Raw genomic sequence first — 18,495 nt, forward strand, 5'->3', positions numbered from 1 at the left:
CCTAGATAACTATTGAATGCTTACTTTCTCAAACCAGAGATAGCCAAATGCAAAAAATCTTTATAGCTACTATTTTCATTATCTGTCAGCTAATCTCTTACTCAGCATTAGCACTATCTATGTACTACCCACCCATCTATAAAATTAAAGCATCTGACTTTATAGAAAAATTCAATACTTTAAATAAACAATATCGATATAATCTGAAACCTATAAAAAAAACGAGGAGTCTCTATTCTCTATCTGAATATGACCTTGCACCTAATATCAACCTCAAAATGGGTAGAGGCGGGAGTGATGAGTTGGTAGAAAAACTTGAACTTACCTGTGAGCAATCCTCGAATAAAAAATCAGCCGATATGAATAAATGCCAGCAATCTATTCAACTTATGAGTAAAGCATTTGATCCTGATTTTGAGCTTAGTGACTTCAAGCGGAATAAAGTATGTGAATCCAAACGAAAAACATCATGGCCAGCTGGATCCATTGGCATGATAAGATCATGTTCATATGAGTTCAATAAAGTTCGTTATACACAGGAGCATGATCTGGACGACCAATCTTTACGCTTTATCATTTCTCCGCGTCGTGGAGGTGTGTCTTAGCACTGATTATTAAATAATTTAAATATGAATAACCATAATGAATAAGATCGGATAACTGGTCTTTTAGGATTAATGCTAGTTACTATCACGTTTAATAATTAATTCCAAAGGGAATGATGGGATAAACAATACCAGATGGGGCAGATTGAATATTCTCAATCCTAAGCCTGATAAATAATCAGTTTTAATCAGTTTCAATGCCCTCATTCCAGCTTGAATTATGGCTATATTTTTGATTTATTCTCATTCATAAACCCATCCTTTTCAATTTTATTTGCACATTTGGCATTACATTTCTAACTTAAAACTTAATTTGGAAAATGGAATATGGTTTTTATCCGTATACAGTATATTTTTAAACTGAATCTGACTTTATTAACAGATTTAAAATATACAGACAGTTTTATACCTGCAATTTGTACTGCTAATTGTGTTTAATCTCTTTATCCAAATAAAATTTATTCAGATGAAGTGAAAATTTTGGTTGTTTATTTTACATCGCCAGAGAAAATTTCATGCCGGATAATCACTACTAAATACTGTTAAATCTCAGGCTGCATCAACTCAGAAGGAGTACTTTGCAAAACCTGAATAATCAATGTAGATATAATTTAATTATTTGTCCGCTCAGTAACAGACTTTACATTAACAGTAGTTTTATGTCAGGCTTGGCTATTGTTTAATTATCGGTATCAGCATGCACACGCGCCAGTTTTTGTCTTTATATGGTTCTATTTTTTTTCTGTTTTCCGGTTACGGGCTTTTTCTGAATTCTGCCGGGGTAAAGCTGACCCAAATGGGAGTCAGCAATATTACCATCGGTGTGCTGAATGCTGCCTTTTTTATTGGTGGTACGATTTCTGCTATTGTATCTCACCGGATTATTTCACGCGTAGGACATATCCGCAGCTTCAGCGTATTTGGTGCATTGTTTGCTATTGCCGCTCTCGCCCATCTGATGGTAGAACAGTTGTGGATGTGGGGGATTTTGCGTGCAGTACTGGGTTTTTGTCACTACAGCTTATTAATGGTGGTGGAAAGCTGGTTTACAGCACGCAGCGTTCCTCAGAACCGTGCCAAGATTCTGGCTCTGTACGAAGTAGTATATTATATGTCGTCAGCAACCAGCGTTCTGCTGCTAAGCCTGAATATGACCAGTAATAACATTTTTACACTGGCTGCTATTCTGGTGATTGCGGCCACATTACCGGTAGGGCTGACCCGTATGCAGCAACCGGAAATTCCTAAACGTGAACGTATCAGTCTGCCGCACGTCTTTTCCATTGTACCACTGGCATGGATTGCCTGTTTTATGGCAGGGATTTTTATTAATGGCTTTTTCACCATGGGCTCGGTATTTATACTGAAACTGGGCTACAGTCTGCCTGAAGTATCTCTGTTTCTGGGTTCTGCAATGATTGGAGGGTTTACCATCCAATTATTTATTGCCTGGCTGTCAAATAAATTCGGGCGCCCGCGTACTATTTTCGGCTGTGCCTGTGTAGCTGCGGTAGCAGCAATCAGTGGCATGCTGTTGTTAGTGGGGTTGCCGGGTAATATCTGGACTCAGTGCGTGATTGCACTGGCTATCGGTTGTAGCGGCTTTCCGATGTATGCACTGGGGCTGGCACGCGCCAATGATGTTTTACCTGCCAATATGAATACAGTGGAAGTAAATCGCTGTCTGCTGTTTGTTTATGGTTTGGGCTCACTGGTGGCACCACTGATTCTGGGTTCAGTTATGCAGCTGTTCAATCATTTCGGCTTCTATAGTGTATATGCGATTATTGCAACCATTCTGGCGGTATATGCGTATATGCAGCCGGCTGTACCGGTTTCAGAACGCAGTGTTTATGTACCGGTATCCGGCAATGTTGGGCCGATGACCGCCGAGCTTGACCCGCGCAACAATAATGCTACTGACACTCCGTATGATGCCCAAAGTGCAGAACAGCATATTCATGAAACTTTGCAGAATACTGATAATCAGGATCAGCCGGATAAATAACTATTTGCAAATCAAGCAATGTATCGCATAAACCATATTGCCCGGATCAATGAATTGTTTCGGACAGAAATTATTGTTGTATTTAAATCCTGAATTATCTGTATCTGAAAGTGATACAACCAGTTGTCGCACCCTAGAAAAATTTGTTCGAACGTTTATTCTTTCAGCCACGAAAATTTACGCCGGCCTAAAGCAATAAATGGTTTTTCAATATACTGAAATCTCAGGGTACAGATAGTCAGTAAAATCAACAATACTGCTGTAGAGACTAATGCGTATTGTGTGCGGTTTAAAACAAGATTTTGTACGGCAATATATTTATTCATACCATACCAGCCCAAACCATGAAGTAGATAAATACTATAACTGGCATCTCCCAGACGTACGAATCCTCTCAGTTTTAATAAGCCAAAAATATCACCACCCATAGTGATGAAGATAAATAGCAAAGCCATAACCGGCAAATAAACAATATTGTAAATTCTATCTGCAACTGCAAGCATAAATACGACTGTTAATATTATTCCAATATCACAAATGTATTTGGGTATTTGAATTTTTTCAGGTAGTTTTCTTGCTAAAGCTCCAATAGCAAAATATGCAATATATACTGCATAATTTTGATTATATCGAGAAATAAAATATGTACAGATAATTAATATTGTTAAGCTTAATGTTAATAAACCTATTTTATTGCGTAATATACAAATAACGGGTAACGAAAAATAAAATCCCCACTCCCAGAACAATGTCCATGTGACCCCAGCATTGATCAAATTAGAATTTTTCAAACCAAATAAAGGTGGTTTATTACCGGTGATACCTGCATCAAACCAATAATAAAAAGTGTTGAACAACTGATCAGTATTAATATTATCTTTCTGAATAAAGAAAGCAAAAATAATGCAGCATATAGATGAAAGATAAAAAACAGGTGCAATACGAAAAAAACGCTTCTGATAAAACATTATCCATGAAGAAGGCTGTGTACAGGCAAACAAATAACCGGAAATCATAAAAAATATGGCTACCCCAAGACCACCCATATTTACAACAATTGGATAGTTAGGTCGATTTATATAACCTGACCACACCTGTCCATGAAAATAGAAATAACAAAGAAGATAGTGAAATAGTGCAACTATAAATGCTAGGAAGAATCTCAATCCGTCTAAATGCTTTACTCTGTTAACTTGACTGTTCTCATCCATAAAGCTAAAAAGTCTTGAACCAAATAATAGCCCTATAAGCAATATCAGCCCAAGCATCCATAAAATGAATTTATATTGAATTAGCATTTATGATTCTTCAATTTAAAAATTAATTTTTTCAGAAGTTTTTATAATAAACTTATTTTAACATCCAAAGTTTGTTTAAAATTAAATTTTTTCTTTTTAATATTATTTACATTTATGAAAAATAAATGTTTTTTGACCAAATAAAATCAAAATAAAATATTATCTCATATTAAATATGCCGCTTACGCCGACCCAATTGCATAAAGGATTGTTCAATAAAACGTTAGCTTAAGGTGCATATCAGCATTAAGGTAATACATACCACGGTAACAAACAAGGTATAGCCTGTTTTCTCCAGATAAATTTCATTTATTTGAATAATTTTATTCAAACAGAACCAGCCAATATCCCAATATCATGTAATAAATAAATACTGTAACTGGCATCACCGATGCCGTATAAAAGCTTTTAGCCGTAACAGTACTACAGAGCGCAATCAGGCCAAACAGCATTGCAAACAGTGGTAAGAAATTAATCTCATAGTGACCATTAGTAATACAAAAAATCAGCACCAGTAACAGCACGATACCGATATCACAGAATTTTTTAGATATCTGTACAGATTCAGACAATATTCTGGCCAGTACGTCTATGGCAAAACAGGCAATAAAGTAAGCTTTTTGCTGATTAAATGGGTCAATCAGATAAATGGCAATAAATATTACGATTATTGCCAGAGGCGGTAAACTGGTTTTCGAGTGCAGAATATATAATTAGTGTCAGGGAAAAAATAAAATGCCCATTCTCTGTATAATGTTCAATATACATCTGCATTAATCAATCGGGTGTCCTGCATACTGAATAATACTGATTTGCTGCCGGTAGTACAGATTTTATTGGGTACCAGTTATCTTATCCATTTATCGGGAGTGGATTTACTCACACCGAGGTGGCTAGTCAGCTCTCTGATGGATAGGTAACCATTTAATGATTCATAATCAATCGATTATTAAACTCCAATAGTAATTTTTGTTATGTAATATAACTGTTAAACCAATTTATTGGTTATTAACACAAGCAAACTCAGTAAATACTTTTGATATAAAAAAACGAAAACAATAAGTGAATAGCTTATTAGCGATTTACTCTAAAACCTTTTTTCTACTATTTGTTTTTTTCTGGAAGTAATAATGCTTTTCTAACAACATAATATTCACCTTCAGGAACATTAATTAAATCCCAACTTAAATTATTACCTTGAATTGTTATAACGGCGAAACCATTTATACCACCAAAATTACTATCAAAATGAACTTTAATTTTATTGTCGATCAATCTAGACGAAAAAAGAATAGGACAATCAATTTTATTACCATATTGAATAATTGAACATAATTCCCCATTAATTTTATTATTATCTTCAACTTTCAACTTAATTGAGAAAATGCTATAGGGTATTTCATTATTATCTGTATACATCTCATCAGTCCAACTTCCTTCTTTAGGTAAAGCATACGAATAATTAAAGTTAAACAAAAATAATAAAATAACAAATAATTTTAATCTAAAATTAATTTTCATCGGTTTTGACCTCCGGATAATCATCAACACTGTTTAACCCATTTTTCAAAAAACATAGTTTTTAGTATGAGAGTACCATTTAAGCAGCATATCACTTGTGACCGGTGTGAGCCGTTGTAAATACAGTAAGTAATACACAGCAGGCAGAAGACAAACAAAACACCGGAGCAATGCACAAACAGATAATCTGAATGCACGAAAAACAAAGTTACAGTGAATGCACCCAAACGCAAATTAAGCAAATTATGGACAAATACAGCTGATGCCTAATGGCTGACCGTGTAAATAATAATAGCTGCAAACATAATGATGCATGGCTACAGACATTCCAGCCATACATCTATATGGAAAAGCATAAAATATTAACAATCAGCAGGAAACACAACTCGATATTAATGTTTTTTTGCACTATCTGTAAATCCGGATTTAAGAATCAGGCTGGCTGTTAGTATACGTCACGCTGATAGCGTTGCTGCTGACGCAGCTCGCTTAGATATTCATCAGCATCTTCAGAGCTGAGTTTACCCTGCTCAGTAACAATATCCAGCAGTGCCTGCTCAACGTCACGAGCCATTTTGCCGGCATCGCCGCAAACATAAATATGCGCTCCGCGCTGTAGCCATTCCCAGATATCCTGTGCACGCTCCCGCAATTTATGCTGTACATAAACCTTTTCGTTTTCCTGACGGCTCCAGGCAAAATCGTAACGTGTCAGCAAACCGCTTTTGCGGTATTGCAGCCATTCGGCCTGATAAAGAAAATCATCAGTAAATTTCTGATTACCGAAAAATAGCCAGTTTTCACCTGCGTCACCATTGGCATCACGCTGTTGCATGAATGCGCGAAACGGTGCAATACCTGTACCGGCACCAATCATGATAATGGGGGTATTACCATCTTCAGGTAAGCGGAAACGGTGATTTTCTTCAATAAATACGCGTACTGCCTCTCCTTCCGGCAAACGTTCACCGAGAAAACCAGACGCACCCCCTGTATATTGCCGTTCACGCTGAATAAAACGCACCACACCCACGGTCAGATGAACTTCCTCGCCAACTTCATCCTGACTTGAAGCAATTGAATACAGGCGCGGTGTAAGCGGACGAAATAAATCATGTAATGCCTGTGCATCAATTAAATGCGGATAGGCTGCCAGCACACTGACTGGCGCAGTGGTGGCAATAAACTGTTTCAAGGCTGTACTGTCAGCTACGATTTCATCCAGTTCGGCATTTTGTATCTGCCGGGCATAGTTTTGCACCAGAGCAGGTGTATTCTGAGTGATATCCAGCTCATTCTGTAAAGCTTCGCCGATGCTTATTTCACGTCCGTCAGCCAGTCGAACCAGTACATCCCGGTCTACCTGAGTATGCTGCAGAATTTCTTCTACCAGTGTGGCTGCATTCTGATAAAACACGCCCAGAGCATCCCCGGGCTGATAACGGATACCAGAACCAGTTAAATCGATTTCGATGTGTTCGACATCTTTGTTGGCTTCAGGTGTGGTGATCCGCTGACGCAAACTTAAGGTGGCACTGAATGGTGCTGCTTTGGTAAATACCGCAGTTTGTGCAGCGACTACACTTTGCTGAACCTCATTACTTATATTTGCGTTATTAGTGTTATTCAGCTCACTGATAAGAGCAATAATTTTATCCTGCCATGCTGCGGCACTACTCTGATAGTCGACATCACAGTCTGTCCGTTCAGCCAGGCGCTGCGCACCCAGATGAGCCAGTTGATTATCAAAATCCTTAGCACACTGACAAAATTGCGGATAACTGCTGTCTCCCAGTCCGAGTACCGCAAAGTGAAGCTGATTAAGAGCCGGTGCTTTTTTACCAAACAGATATTTATATAGTGGTAAAGCTTCTTCCGGGGGTTCGCCTTCGCCCTGTGTTGACGTTACCAGCAAAAGAATATCTTCATTGGAGAGCTGCTTGATTTTATAGTCGCCGCTGGCGATTAAAGCTGCATTAATACCGGCAGCTTCAAGTTTCAATTGCAGGCTTTCTGCCACACGACGTGCGTTACCGGTTTGTGAAGCGGATAAAACCAGTACTTTGCGTGCTGCAACCGGTTCTGCAACACCGGATACCGGCAACGCTGCCGGAGAAACCGTATTTTGCTGCTGACTGTTTGCCCATGCATAGCCGGACAGCCAGGCAAGTTGTGTTGGTGAAAGGCTGGCAAGCGATTGCAGCAATTCAGGGGAAATGGGTATGCTCATGGCTTGTGCTCGATAAAGTTATGATTAATGTAATTTTCAGACTGCAATAGATAGTCAGCCATACTAGCAAGCACAAGGTTTTTTGAGAAAGAAATGACGCTTATTTAGATAGAAGCAGTAAGAATATATAAAAAGGCAACCCTTCGGATTGCCTTGAATCGGATGGCCTGGCTTGCCTCCAGACTGTCCGGATTAGCGTTTAATACCGATTTCCGGAAAAGATTTACGCATTACTTCATCCAGATGGCTGGCTGAAGCACGCATTAAACCCTGCTCTTTTTCATTCAGCGGAATTTCAATTACCTGACGTATACCATGCCGGTCTAACACTGCCGGTGTACCAATATACATATCATTAACACCATACTGACCGTTCAAATAAGCAGAAACAGGTAAAATGGTATTTTCATCATCCAATAATGCGCGGCAGATACGTGCCAGAGCAGCACCGACACCATAGTAAGTAGCACCTTTAAGGCGAATAATATCGTAAGCGGCATTGACCACACGATCAGCAATAATATCCAGATCTGCTTCGGTAAAGCGCGGGTCACCTTTAATCCATTCTTCTATGGTCAGCCCGCCTACACTCAGGTGAGACCAGGCCGGAAACTCGGTGTCTCCGTGTTCACCCAGAATATATCCGCTTACTGTGCGCGGATCGACATTCAGTAAATACCCTACATATTTACACAAACGGGCGGAATCCAAAGATGTACCTGAACCGATTACCCGTTCTGCCGGAAAACCGGAAATTTTCCATGTAGCATAAGTCAGAATGTCAACCGGATTCGAAGCCACCAGAAAGATACCGTTAAAGCCAGACTCTACTATATGAGTGACAATGCTTTTAATGATATGCAGATTACGATTAACCAAATCCAGACGTGATTCACCGGGTTTTTGAGCAGCACCGGCAGTAATGACTACGATATCAGCATCAGCAGCATCACTGTAATCACCGGCGTAAATGTTTTTCGGATAAGTAAACAGTAATGCATCAGCAATATCTTTAGCATCACCATGTGCTTTATCACGGGCAACATCGACGATAACCAGTTCCTGACCGATACCTTGCAGGGTAGCAGCATAGGCAAAAGTGGAACCAACTGCACCGGCGCCGACCAGAACAATTTTCTGGTGATTTTTGGCATTAGTAGGCTGTAACATAAATCAACCTCGTTTCTATGGATAAATACAAAACTATATGAATTTATGCATAAATTGTAACAGATTATCATATACCATTTTTTTTATTTATTTATATTCATTATTCATTACAAATTTTGGTATATTAGGTCTATAAATATAATTTTATGTATATTTTTTACTATACATATCGATATTTTCGTGAATTTAATATAATTATATTTAATTTTGAATAATATTTTTACGCTAGTAAATTCCACTTTATACTTGACTAAAAACCAAAATAATGATCTTAATTTATAAATGCTTTATTGATTATTGATATAGTGCGTTATGAAAAATGGTTCAGCATTGCTACCTGTAGAATCTATGTTAAATATCCACTTATTGTATTTATAATCTGCCTTTTCTCTTATGTTATCGCCATTCTGAAATAGAATAATTTATGGTCTTTTTGTTTTCAATTCTGACCAGAATTTATGATAAAAATTTATATTTACAAATTGAAGATTTGAACACCGATAGTGTTGGTATAAAAATTATCAACATATGCCTGATGATAAGTATCATACAATTATTACATTTAACTCTGTAGCAATAGAGATATTTCAGGCCGGCCTTTCAACAGATAAGGTATGCTGATTAATGAATATTATTTTCTCTGACTGACAAGATATTTTATCTCAATGCGAATACCAAGCTAAAGGTGCCAGATAAAATTTCGCATTTATGATAAATTTAAATGAATAAATATTTATATAATCCAGGGAAGATTTATTCAGAATATAAATACTGGTTATTTTAAAGATAAAGATGCTATGGTATCTGTAAGGTAACAATAACAAATTTAATTAATTTTGAGTCATCTCTTTAACTAATCAAAAAAGCCATATACTATGGTATCAATAAGTTATTTTATTAGTGGTGATGTGATGAAAAATTTAATTTGCTATAAAACGTTACCAGTTTGGAATGCACAAACCTTACCGAAACAGTTTTGTGAACAGCATAATACGCAAACAGGTACCTGGGCAAAATTAAATATTATTAAAGGTTATGTGAATTTTGATATATTAACTGAACAGGGAGACATCATTTCTGAGCATGTTTTCAATACTCAGCAGCAACCACCGTTGATTTTACCGCAGCAATGGCACCGGATAGCTCGGGTATCGGATGATCTGCAATGCCAGCTGGCTTTTTATTGTCTGCCGGAAGATTACACTCAGAAAAAATATCAAATGACCAAAACGCACTCTGAAGTACTGGCAGTTAGTCAGCTCATTTCAGCAGGGAAAGTTTTGGATTTAGGTTGTGGTTCCGGTCGTAACTCACTCTATTTACAGTTACTGGGTTTTGATGTTGATTCCGTTGATAAATCAGAGGTGAGTATTAATAATTTACAAAGCATTATTGTTAATGAACATTTAGCCCATATCAATGCATCTGTTTATGATATAAATCAGGCTGATTTAACAGGTAATTACGATTTAATTATTTCAACAGTGGTAATGATGTTTCTACAGGCAGACAGAATTCCCGATATTATTCGTAATATGCAAATGATAACAAAACCGGGGGGATATAATTTAATTGTCAGTGCGATGTCCACTGACGATTTCCCTTGTACAGTCGGGTTTTCGTTTACTTTTAAAGAGAATGAATTGCGTAATTATTATCAGGACTGGAATATTTTGAAATACAATGAAGATGTTGGTGAACTGCATAAAACCGATAGTGATGGTAATCGAATAAATCTGCGATTTACCACTTTACTGGCACAAAAAAAGTAATATTTCAGATATTGTTTGATCTGACTAAAAAAATAATATATCTAACATAAAAATTCAATATTAATTTCATTGAAACAATAATTTATAAAATGATAAAACTGCTTTCAGGCTAAGTAACAGCTATCTGACAAATAATCAGATTTATTTACTGACAAAATCAAAATATCAGAAGATTAATAAGTTGTTTACTGAATTAACAGAAAAATATCCGTATAATTTTTAAACATAATAATTAAACCATTTACAACTCGACTGCGTAATAAAATACCCGCCCGATGATAATGATATGATCAGCCGGCACACAAACATCACTATATTCTTTTGTATTGAAAGCATGCAGACGAACTTCTTCATACGGCATTGAGTACAGTTTTCTGATGCGATACTGGTGATTTTGTTTAATCAGATATACATTGCCATCAATAATATTGGTGCGGTTTAAATCTACTGCAAAAATAGTCCCGTGAGGAATAATAGGCTCCATGCTATTATCATTTACCGGGAAACACACCACCATATGCGGGTTAATTTTCTTCCGCTCCAGAAGCTCGGTTCTCAGGCTGATTTTTTTGCAATGCTGGATATATGACTGTTTTGATCGTACAGTACCAGCCTGTTCTATTGAAGAATAAAAACGTACCTGCGTTTCATCCTGATTTTCAGCAACAATATTCACTTCTGTGGGTAATAATGTGGCTATAGTCGGAAACGGGCTACCGCGTCCTTCTCGTAACCAAGATAAACTGACGCCCAGTATATTGGCCAGTATATCCAGATTTTTTGGTTCATAATGACCGTTTTCCCATTTAAATACGGCGGTTTTAGAAACACCCATTCTGTCAGCTACCTGTTGCTGAGACAGAGCCACAAGCTGTCGCGCCTGTTTGATCCGATCGCTTAACACCAATTATCTCCTGATTAAAAGAAGAATGATGTTAACGTAAATCGTGTTATGTTTTGTTTATAGTGATGAGCATTTGATATATACAAAATATGACAATTTGTCTAGAAAGAAAGCAATAATATCTATCCGATATGAATTCCCTAATGTTATTAAGGTGATAATTCATTTTAAATTTTAATTAATATTATATTATGGTTATAGGCTAACTTCTAAAAACTTCATTTTAACGTCAATTTTACATTATTTTTACACAAAAATTTGATATAAATCTTATTGGGGTATCGTAAGCTTGCATTCAAAACAACAATTATTTAACTTTTGATATTAAATACACTTACATTTTAACTTTTCAATAAGTAAAAATGATAAGAATTTTTAACAAATGTTATATATCAACTAATGCATGATGATAATACTAAGCCAGCCTGAATATCAGGCTGGTACCAAACAGACAAAATATTAATTCTGTCTGCTTATTTTCAATAGATTAAACTATTATTGAATGCGGTTTTAAGCAACAGAAACAATCATACCGGCTGCAACAGTATGGTTGGTGGCTTCATCAATCAGAATAAAGGCTCCGGCAGCGGGATTATCCTCATAAGTAGTTGCTACCACGGGTTTCTGAATACTAAGCTGTACACGGCCAATATCGTTTAGCTGCAGGCTGTCGCTGTCTTCGCGATGGTTCAGGCTTTGTACATCCAGCAGATAATCAACCTGTTTGATTTTGGCGTATACCGTCTGAGTAGTATGCTTGAACCAGTAGCGGCGGGCTGAGTTTAAGGGTTTGCTGTCAAACCAGCACACGGAAGCACTGATGGTTTTCACTGGCTGTAATGCACTATCTGCTGCCACCAGACTGTCGCCCCGGGAAACATCAACATCATCTGCTAGTACCACAGTCAGCACAGCACCTGACTGTGCCTGCTCCACCTGACCATCAGGCGTATAAATGGCCGCTATGGCACTGGTCTGTCCTGCCGGTTCAATGCGTATACGGTCGCCCACTTTCAGGGTACCTTGTTCCAGACGCCCCTGATAACCGCGAAAGTCATCTGCGCTGCTGCCATCCAGCCGGGCAACCCGCTGAACAGGGAATAATGCAGGAGCAGACAGTAGCTGGCTGCTGCGGTTGGCAGCGGGCAGGCTTTCCAGCAAAGGCAACAGAGGCTGCCCCTGATACCATGGCATATGCGCACTGCCAGTCACTATATTGTCACCATTCAAAGCTGATATGGGTACGTAGCTGATATTGTGCAAATCCAGAGCAATAGCCAGTTCAGCATAAGCACGCTTGATGGCATTAAATTTTTCTTCACTGTAATCCAGTAAATCCAGTTTGTTTACTGCCACAATGATATGCGGCGTACCCAGCAGTTTCAGAATTGCGCTATGACGGCGGGTTTGCGGCAGTAAGGCTGGTGTATGTTCAGTGTAATCCAGTCGGGTGGCATCTATGAGAATAATGGCTGCATCAGCAGTAGATGCACCTGTAACCATATTGCGTGTGTACTGCTCATGCCCCGGCGTGTCAGCAATAATAAATTTACGCGCCGGCGTAGCAAAATAACGATAGGCTACATCTATAGTAATACCCTGCTCACGCTCAGCGGCAAGTCCGTCAGTTAGCTGAGCAAAATCAGGAATGCCGTCGGCGGTACGTTTGTGCTTGCCGTGATACAGCGAAGCAACCTGATCAGCCAGTAAGGACTGACTGTCAAACAGCAGTCGTCCTATCAGCGTGGATTTACCATCATCTACGCTGCCGGCAGTAATAAAACGCAATACAGAATCAGTACTCATCGGTGTCTCACTTTTTTAAGGTTGCCGCCTGTGCCAGCATCTGTTGCAGGCTGTCCCGGGCAGGTTCCAGTTTTCTGAAGCCGTCTTCTGCCATCAGATGGCCGCCATCAGGGATATACTGAATACTGCTATGCAAGGCATGGGCAATATCGTTACTGGCTGCTTCGGGAACATATGGGTCATTAGTTGAAATAATGCTGTGAACCGGCATACTGATTTGCTGCAATACTGCAAAATCCGGCTGACTGGCATCGATATAACCATCCAGTATTTGTAGCTTGGGCAGGTGTGCGGCAAATCCGGCAACCAGAATCAGACCGCCCAGCCGTGCAGGTTTATGCCGGCTGAGAAATTGCAGCAGTGTAATAACGCCAAGACTATGACCAATCAGAAAAGTCTGTTCATCCGGCTGGCCGATAAGCTTATCCAGTGTCTGCTGCCATTGCGCTGCCTGCGGATAATCCGGCTGAGGCATAAGCGGTACGGTTACTTCTGCACCAGTTGTCCGGATCTGTGCAGCCAGCCAGTCGAACCAGTTATCCTGCGGACTGCTCTGAAAACCATGCACAATAAATATTCTGGCCGGTATTACCATTTGTTTTTCTGTCATCAGAAATAACCTGCTTTCTTGCGCTCTTCCATCGCCGCTTCCGATACCTGATCATCCATACGGGTAGCATTACGTTCGGAAATCGTGGTTTGTGCGGTTTCAGCAATAATTTCTGCTGCTGTACTGGCTGTACTGGCTACCGGACAGGTGCAGGAAATATCGCCGACAGTCCGGAAACGCACACTGCGCACAATACTGACTTCACCTTCTTTTTTCGGTGTCAGCTCTGTTACCGGTACCAGCATATCGTTGCGCTCAACGACTTCTCGCTGATGTGCATAGTAAATCTCCGGCAAAGCAAGCTGTTCACGCGCGATATATTGCCAGATATCCAGCTCTGTCCAGTTGGAAATCGGAAAAACCCGCATATTTTCACCCGGATGCAGACGTGTATTGTACAAATCCCATAATTCGGGACGCTGGTTTTTCGGATCCCACTGACCAAATTCATCCCGAAAAGAAAAAATCCGTTCTTTAGCCCGGGCTTTTTCCTCATCCCGTCTGGCGCCGCCCATTAATGCATCAAAACCATTGGCTTCAATTGTTTCCAGCAGAGTGACGGCCTGTGCGGCATTCCGTGAATCAGTAGCCCGGCGCAGAGTCACACTGCCGCGGCGAATCGACTCTTCTACGCTGCCGACAACCAGACGTGCACCGAGGCGGCGTACGACTTCATCACGAAAAGCAATAACCTCGGGGTAGTTGTGTCCGGTATCTATATGCACCAGTGTCAATGGCAGTTGCAGGCTGTGTCCCGGAATCTGAAAAGCCTTTACAGCCAGAGACAGCAGCACCACTGAATCCTTGCCGCCGGAAAACAGTAATGCCGGATTGCGTGCTTCGGCCACTACTTCGCGGATAATATAAATAGATTCAGCTTCCAGCCAGTCCAGATGTTTGTCTTGAATACTCATGATATTCCCGTTACGGGCACAGACCATTCTGTCTGCAACCCTGAGTTGATTTCAGCTTATTTATGTAAACCACATTCTTTACTGTCCTGACTTTCCCACCACCAGCGTCCGGCACGAATGTCTTCACCTGCTTTTACTGGGCGGGTACAGGGCTCACAGCCGATACTGGGATAACCTTGCTGATAAAGGGCATTAACCGGTAACTGCTGTTGCCGGGCATATGCCCATATTTCAGTTTCCAGCCATTCAGCCAGAGGATTATATTTAGCCATGCCGTGCACCTGATCCTGCTCTGCCAGAGCCAGAGCCGTACGTGTTGCCGACTGCTCACGCCTTTGTCCGGTTATCCAGGCATCGGCCTGACTCAGAGCACGACCAAGCGGTTCGATTTTGCGGATATGACAGCACTCACGCCTCAGTGCAACACTGTCATAAAAAGCCAGTTTGCCGTGAGTGGCGATATATGCATTTACAGCGTGTTCATCTGGCCGGTATTCCGCAATACGAATACCCCAGTGCTGACGCACAGCCCCTAGCAAGCTCAGTGTTTCACTGTTCAATGCACCAGTATTAAGCGTAAATACTTCAATAGGCAGCTGTTCGCGGGCAATCACATCAGTAATGACCATGTCTTCAACCGCCAGACTGGAAGCAAATTTAACATGGTGATGCTGCTGTGCAATCTGCTGCAAGCGTGTTGTCAGCTCGGTTGTCAGAGCCGGCAGGCGGCCGGTGGCAGCCGCATCATGCGGAGGAGTCCACAAACGGGGACGCAACATGGTTATCACTATCCTGAATGCACAAATTATTAATGACAGTAATTGTTTAACCGGATTACTGTCTGAATAGCACAAATAGTAACAAGTGCAGCCGGCATGGAGGAAAGAATAAAAATTTCTTTCTTTATAACCAAACTTCCGGTCACTGATGCTGCTGTTACAGATATAACTGCCAACGCTTTGGTTAGAAAAATTGCTTCTTTTTCATTCGGGCACCGACGCTTATAAGATAGCGTATAAACAACAACGACAAGTCAGCATGAATCACTACCCGATTTTTACCCAACTACACCAGCGTAAGGTATTACTGGTGGGCGGCGGCCACGTGGCCGAACGCAAAGCCAGTGCTTTGTTAGAAGCTGGTGCGCATTTGCTGGTGGTCGCACAGCAGACTACAGCCAGATTTAAAGAATGGTTTGACCGGCAACAGGCTGAACATATAAGTACCGAATTCAGCCCTGATTTATTAAACGGTATTTTTCTGGTGATTGCCGCAACCAGCGATCATGCGCTTAACCGGCGTATTTTTCAGGCAGCCGAAGCAGCTGCTACTTTCTGCAACAGCGTAGACCAGCCTGATTGCTGCTCATTTATTGTACCGGCACTGATTGACCGCAATCCGATACAGGTAGCGGTAAGCAGCGGCGGTCATGCACCTGTGCTGGCACGACTGATTCGTCAGCAAATCGAATTATTACTGCCCTTTTCTATCGGACGGGCAGCAGCGATAGCCGGACGCTGGCGTAAACGAGTCAAAGCCACGCTGCACAACATGAGCGAACGCAGGCGTTTCTGGGAATATCTGTTTGAACACAGCCGTTTTAACCAATATATTGCCCGTGGTAATGAATCTGCAGCAGAAACACTGCTGCAACAACAACTGACGCAGCATCAGCCTTTGCCACAGGGCGAAGTTACTCTGGTCGGAGCCGGCCCGGGCGATGCCGGTCTGCTGACCCTGCATGCTTTACAGGCGATACAGGCAGCAGATGTGGTGTTATATGATGCACTGGTTTCAGCAGAAGTACTGGATTTGGTTAGGCGTGATGCATTAAAAATCAGTGTAGGCAAACGTTGCGGACACCATCAGGTACAGCAACAGCAAACCAATGAATTACTGGTACAGTGGGCGCAGCAGGGAAAACGCGTTGTGCGTCTGAAAGGCGGTGATCCGTTTATATTCGGTCGTGGCGGAGAAGAATGTGCCATATTGCAGGCTGCTGAGATTCCGTTTCGGATTATTCCGGGTATCAGTGCCGGTCTGGGAGCAACTGCCTATGCCGGTATTCCGCTAACCCATCGTGATTATGCTCAGAGTGTATTATTTATTACCGGCCATCAGCAGCTGGCCGACCAGCCTTATGGCTGGCAGACACTCGCCCGTAACCGGCAGACACTGGTTATTTACATGGGTACGCTGAAAGCGGCTGAAATCAGCAGACAACTCATTAACCACGGACGTGCCGCCGATACACCGGTTGCGATTATTTCTCATGGTACGCTGTCCAGCCAGAGTGTCTTAACCGGCAGGCTGCATCAGCTGGCCGAACTGGCTCAACAGGCTGATACACCGGCTCTGATGGTTATCGGTGAAGTAGTACAGTTACGGGAGCAACTGGCATGGTTTAACCAGACGGATAACCAACCTGTTGTCAGTGAAGCTGCTGCTTAAAAGTTAATCATTTCTCCGGTTGAAAAACAACACGTTCACAAACGTGTTGTTTTTTCATTCAGGCAAGTATCAGTCTGCCTGCGCTGCGGTCTGGGCATAATTAGCCAGACCAACTTCTTCAATCAGGTCTAGCTGTGTTCCCAGCCAGTCCAGATATTCTTCATTTACTGCTTTTTGCTGTTCAAGCAAATCACGGGACACAAAATCCAGCTGGTTTTCACATACTGAGATGGCATCAGCCAGTGCCACATGTTTTGCCTGTTCTGCCTGCTGGTCACATTGCAAAATTTCGATGATATTTTCGCCAACCAGAATTTTGCCGTATTCCTGTAAATTAGGCAGTCCTTCCAGCAGCAGAATGCGTTCAATCAGTGCATCCGCAATTTTCATATCGCGAATCGAATGTTTGTATAATGCCTCACCCAGTTCGGCAAAACCCCAGTTACGTAATATCCGTGCATGTAAAAAATACTGATTGATAGATACCAGCAGCAGACCCAGATTTTTATTCAATGCCTGTAAGGCCAGACGATCACCCTGCATATCTTTCTCCTTACAGCTGGCTTTGCAGATAATTCGGCAAACCCATTATTTCAATCTGGCGTAACTGTTGCTCCAACCAGTGGGCATGGTCTTCTTCAGTATCTTTCAGCTGTGTCACCAGAAACTGCCGGGTGACATAGTCCTGTTCCTGCTCACACAGCTTAATTGCATCTTTCAGATTCTGGCGTACACAAAGCTCTGTTGCCAGATCATTTTCAAGCATACTAATCACATCAGTACCGACATTAATTGCATCCGGTACCATTTCCGGTTTGCCATTGAGCATCAGAATACGGTGAATAAACTGGTGAGCATGATCGGTTTCTTCCTGCATCTCATGGTCTATACGCTGAAAAAGCTTCATATAGCCCATATCTTCATACATGCGTGAATGCGCAAAATACTGGTCACGTGCGGCCAGCTCTCCTGCCAGTAACCGGTTTAAACAATCCAGTACAACTTTTTTGCCTTCCATGTCTGTTTCCTTTTTGCTCAAAACTCTTCTGCTAATCCGTCCAGACAGGCATGCTCAATCACTAAACAGTCGTCAACAAACCGTCCTGACTCATTTGCCGTCATAGCCTGAACGTCATTCATAGAATTTTGTTTATTAATTTATCGTTGCCGGTATCATCAGCAGATTAGGCGATGCACTGACATCGC

At 41.0% G+C, this 18,495-nt stretch carries 16 protein-coding genes; 4 read left to right on the forward strand and 12 right to left on the reverse strand.

Annotation, left to right across the window (positions count from 1 at the left end):
* The first annotated feature begins 278 nt into the window (after positions 1-278).
* Together H3T84_RS07935 and H3T84_RS07940 are read left to right on the forward strand one after the other, a co-directional pair.
* Positions 279-605: a hypothetical protein gene (locus tag H3T84_RS07935; RefSeq protein WP_198218777.1), complete on the forward strand. Its 327-nt coding sequence runs from the start codon at positions 279-281 to the stop codon at positions 603-605.
* A gap of 697 nt (positions 606-1,302) precedes the next feature.
* Complete coding sequence (locus H3T84_RS07940; RefSeq protein WP_198218778.1) at positions 1,303-2,613, forward strand: MFS transporter; 1,311 nt, start codon at positions 1,303-1,305, stop codon at positions 2,611-2,613.
* Positions 2,614-2,768: 155 nt separating this feature from the next.
* Here H3T84_RS07940 and H3T84_RS07945 read toward each other — a convergent pair whose 3' ends face one another.
* From H3T84_RS07945 to H3T84_RS07965, 5 genes are all read right to left on the reverse strand, one after another.
* On the reverse strand, positions 2,769-3,911 hold the full coding sequence (locus tag H3T84_RS07945) for an acyltransferase (RefSeq protein ID WP_198218779.1): 1,143 nt from the start codon (positions 3,909-3,911) through the stop codon (positions 2,769-2,771).
* Between the two features lie 323 nt (positions 3,912-4,234).
* Positions 4,235-4,483 carry a hypothetical protein gene (locus H3T84_RS07950; protein WP_198218780.1) on the reverse strand — a complete coding sequence of 83 codons (249 nt, stop codon included), beginning with the start codon at positions 4,481-4,483 and terminating at the stop codon, positions 4,235-4,237.
* A 532-nt stretch (positions 4,484-5,015) separates the two neighbouring features.
* Entirely contained in the window at positions 5,016-5,432 is a 417-nt protein-coding gene (locus H3T84_RS07955; protein WP_100117148.1) for a hypothetical protein, read from the reverse strand.
* Between the two features lie 445 nt (positions 5,433-5,877).
* On the reverse strand, positions 5,878-7,662 hold the full coding sequence (locus H3T84_RS07960; protein ID WP_198218781.1) for an assimilatory sulfite reductase (NADPH) flavoprotein subunit: 1,785 nt from the start codon (positions 7,660-7,662) through the stop codon (positions 5,878-5,880).
* A gap of 192 nt (positions 7,663-7,854) precedes the next feature.
* Positions 7,855-8,832 (reverse strand): L-lactate dehydrogenase, encoded by a 978-nt coding sequence (locus H3T84_RS07965; protein ID WP_025331749.1) that lies wholly within the window; start codon positions 8,830-8,832, stop codon positions 7,855-7,857.
* A gap of 911 nt (positions 8,833-9,743) precedes the next feature.
* On the opposite strand from H3T84_RS07965, the gene tehB reads away from it, so the two are divergent.
* Positions 9,744-10,604, forward strand: a complete 861-nt coding sequence (gene tehB, locus H3T84_RS07970) for an SAM-dependent methyltransferase TehB (protein ID WP_232346160.1) — start codon at positions 9,744-9,746, stop codon at positions 10,602-10,604.
* 241 nt (positions 10,605-10,845) lie between these two features.
* Here tehB and H3T84_RS07975 read toward each other — a convergent pair whose 3' ends face one another.
* The 5 genes from H3T84_RS07975 to H3T84_RS07995 form a co-directional block, all read right to left on the reverse strand.
* A complete protein-coding gene (locus tag H3T84_RS07975) occupies positions 10,846-11,508 on the reverse strand; it encodes a S24 family peptidase (RefSeq protein ID WP_198218782.1) in 663 nt (220 codons plus the stop codon).
* Positions 11,509-12,018: 510 nt separating this feature from the next.
* On the reverse strand, positions 12,019-13,314 hold the full coding sequence (locus H3T84_RS07980) for a sulfate adenylyltransferase subunit 1 (RefSeq protein ID WP_198218783.1): 1,296 nt from the start codon (positions 13,312-13,314) through the stop codon (positions 12,019-12,021).
* A 7-nt stretch (positions 13,315-13,321) separates the two neighbouring features.
* The gene (locus tag H3T84_RS07985) at positions 13,322-13,924 is read right to left on the reverse strand and encodes an alpha/beta hydrolase (RefSeq protein ID WP_232346158.1); all 603 of its coding nucleotides are present in this window, start codon (positions 13,922-13,924) and stop codon (positions 13,322-13,324) included.
* Positions 13,924-14,838, reverse strand: coding sequence for a sulfate adenylyltransferase subunit CysD (gene cysD / locus H3T84_RS07990; RefSeq protein ID WP_078475255.1), 915 nt, complete (start codon positions 14,836-14,838; stop codon positions 13,924-13,926). Before cysD ends, H3T84_RS07985 begins: the two co-directional genes overlap by 1 nt.
* A gap of 56 nt (positions 14,839-14,894) precedes the next feature.
* Positions 14,895-15,623 (reverse strand): phosphoadenylyl-sulfate reductase, encoded by a 729-nt coding sequence (locus tag H3T84_RS07995; protein WP_084586602.1) that lies wholly within the window; start codon positions 15,621-15,623, stop codon positions 14,895-14,897.
* Between the two features lie 253 nt (positions 15,624-15,876).
* Between H3T84_RS07995 and cysG the strand changes: the two genes are divergently transcribed.
* Positions 15,877-17,289 (forward strand): siroheme synthase CysG, encoded by a 1,413-nt coding sequence (gene cysG, locus H3T84_RS08000; protein ID WP_198218784.1) that lies wholly within the window; start codon positions 15,877-15,879, stop codon positions 17,287-17,289.
* Between the two features lie 69 nt (positions 17,290-17,358).
* Here cysG and bfr (H3T84_RS08005) read toward each other — a convergent pair whose 3' ends face one another.
* Together bfr (H3T84_RS08005) and bfr (H3T84_RS08010) are read right to left on the reverse strand one after the other, a co-directional pair.
* On the reverse strand, positions 17,359-17,832 hold the full coding sequence (gene bfr / locus H3T84_RS08005; protein ID WP_198218785.1) for a bacterioferritin: 474 nt from the start codon (positions 17,830-17,832) through the stop codon (positions 17,359-17,361).
* Between the two features lie 10 nt (positions 17,833-17,842).
* On the reverse strand, positions 17,843-18,307 hold the full coding sequence (gene bfr, locus H3T84_RS08010) for a bacterioferritin (protein WP_025331758.1): 465 nt from the start codon (positions 18,305-18,307) through the stop codon (positions 17,843-17,845).
* Positions 18,308-18,495: the final 188 nt, after the last annotated feature.

Origin of the sequence: Snodgrassella sp. M0110, from assembly GCF_016101465.1 — a bacterium.
Lineage (GTDB): Bacteria > Pseudomonadota > Gammaproteobacteria > Burkholderiales > Neisseriaceae > Snodgrassella > Snodgrassella alvi.

Coding starts and splice junctions, on each gene's coding strand:
- H3T84_RS07935 (WP_198218777.1), top strand. CDS start 279: ATGGGTAGAGGCGGGAGTGATGAGTTGGTAGAAAAACTTGAACTTACC.
- H3T84_RS07940 (WP_198218778.1), top strand. CDS start 1,303: ATGCACACGCGCCAGTTTTTGTCTTTATATGGTTCTATTTTTTTTCTG.
- H3T84_RS07945 (WP_198218779.1), bottom strand. CDS start 3,911: ATGCTAATTCAATATAAATTCATTTTATGGATGCTTGGGCTGATATTG.
- H3T84_RS07955 (WP_100117148.1), bottom strand. CDS start 5,432: ATGAAAATTAATTTTAGATTAAAATTATTTGTTATTTTATTATTTTTG.
- H3T84_RS07960 (WP_198218781.1), bottom strand. CDS start 7,662: ATGAGCATACCCATTTCCCCTGAATTGCTGCAATCGCTTGCCAGCCTT.
- H3T84_RS07965 (WP_025331749.1), bottom strand. CDS start 8,832: ATGTTACAGCCTACTAATGCCAAAAATCACCAGAAAATTGTTCTGGTC.
- tehB (WP_232346160.1), top strand. CDS start 9,744: ATGAAAAATTTAATTTGCTATAAAACGTTACCAGTTTGGAATGCACAA.
- H3T84_RS07980 (WP_198218783.1), bottom strand. CDS start 13,314: ATGAGTACTGATTCTGTATTGCGTTTTATTACTGCCGGCAGCGTAGAT.
- H3T84_RS07985 (WP_232346158.1), bottom strand. CDS start 13,924: ATGACAGAAAAACAAATGGTAATACCGGCCAGAATATTTATTGTGCAT.
- cysD (WP_078475255.1), bottom strand. CDS start 14,838: ATGAGTATTCAAGACAAACATCTGGACTGGCTGGAAGCTGAATCTATT.
- cysG (WP_198218784.1), top strand. CDS start 15,877: ATGAATCACTACCCGATTTTTACCCAACTACACCAGCGTAAGGTATTA.
- bfr (WP_198218785.1), bottom strand. CDS start 17,832: ATGCAGGGTGATCGTCTGGCCTTACAGGCATTGAATAAAAATCTGGGT.
- bfr (WP_025331758.1), bottom strand. CDS start 18,307: ATGGAAGGCAAAAAAGTTGTACTGGATTGTTTAAACCGGTTACTGGCA.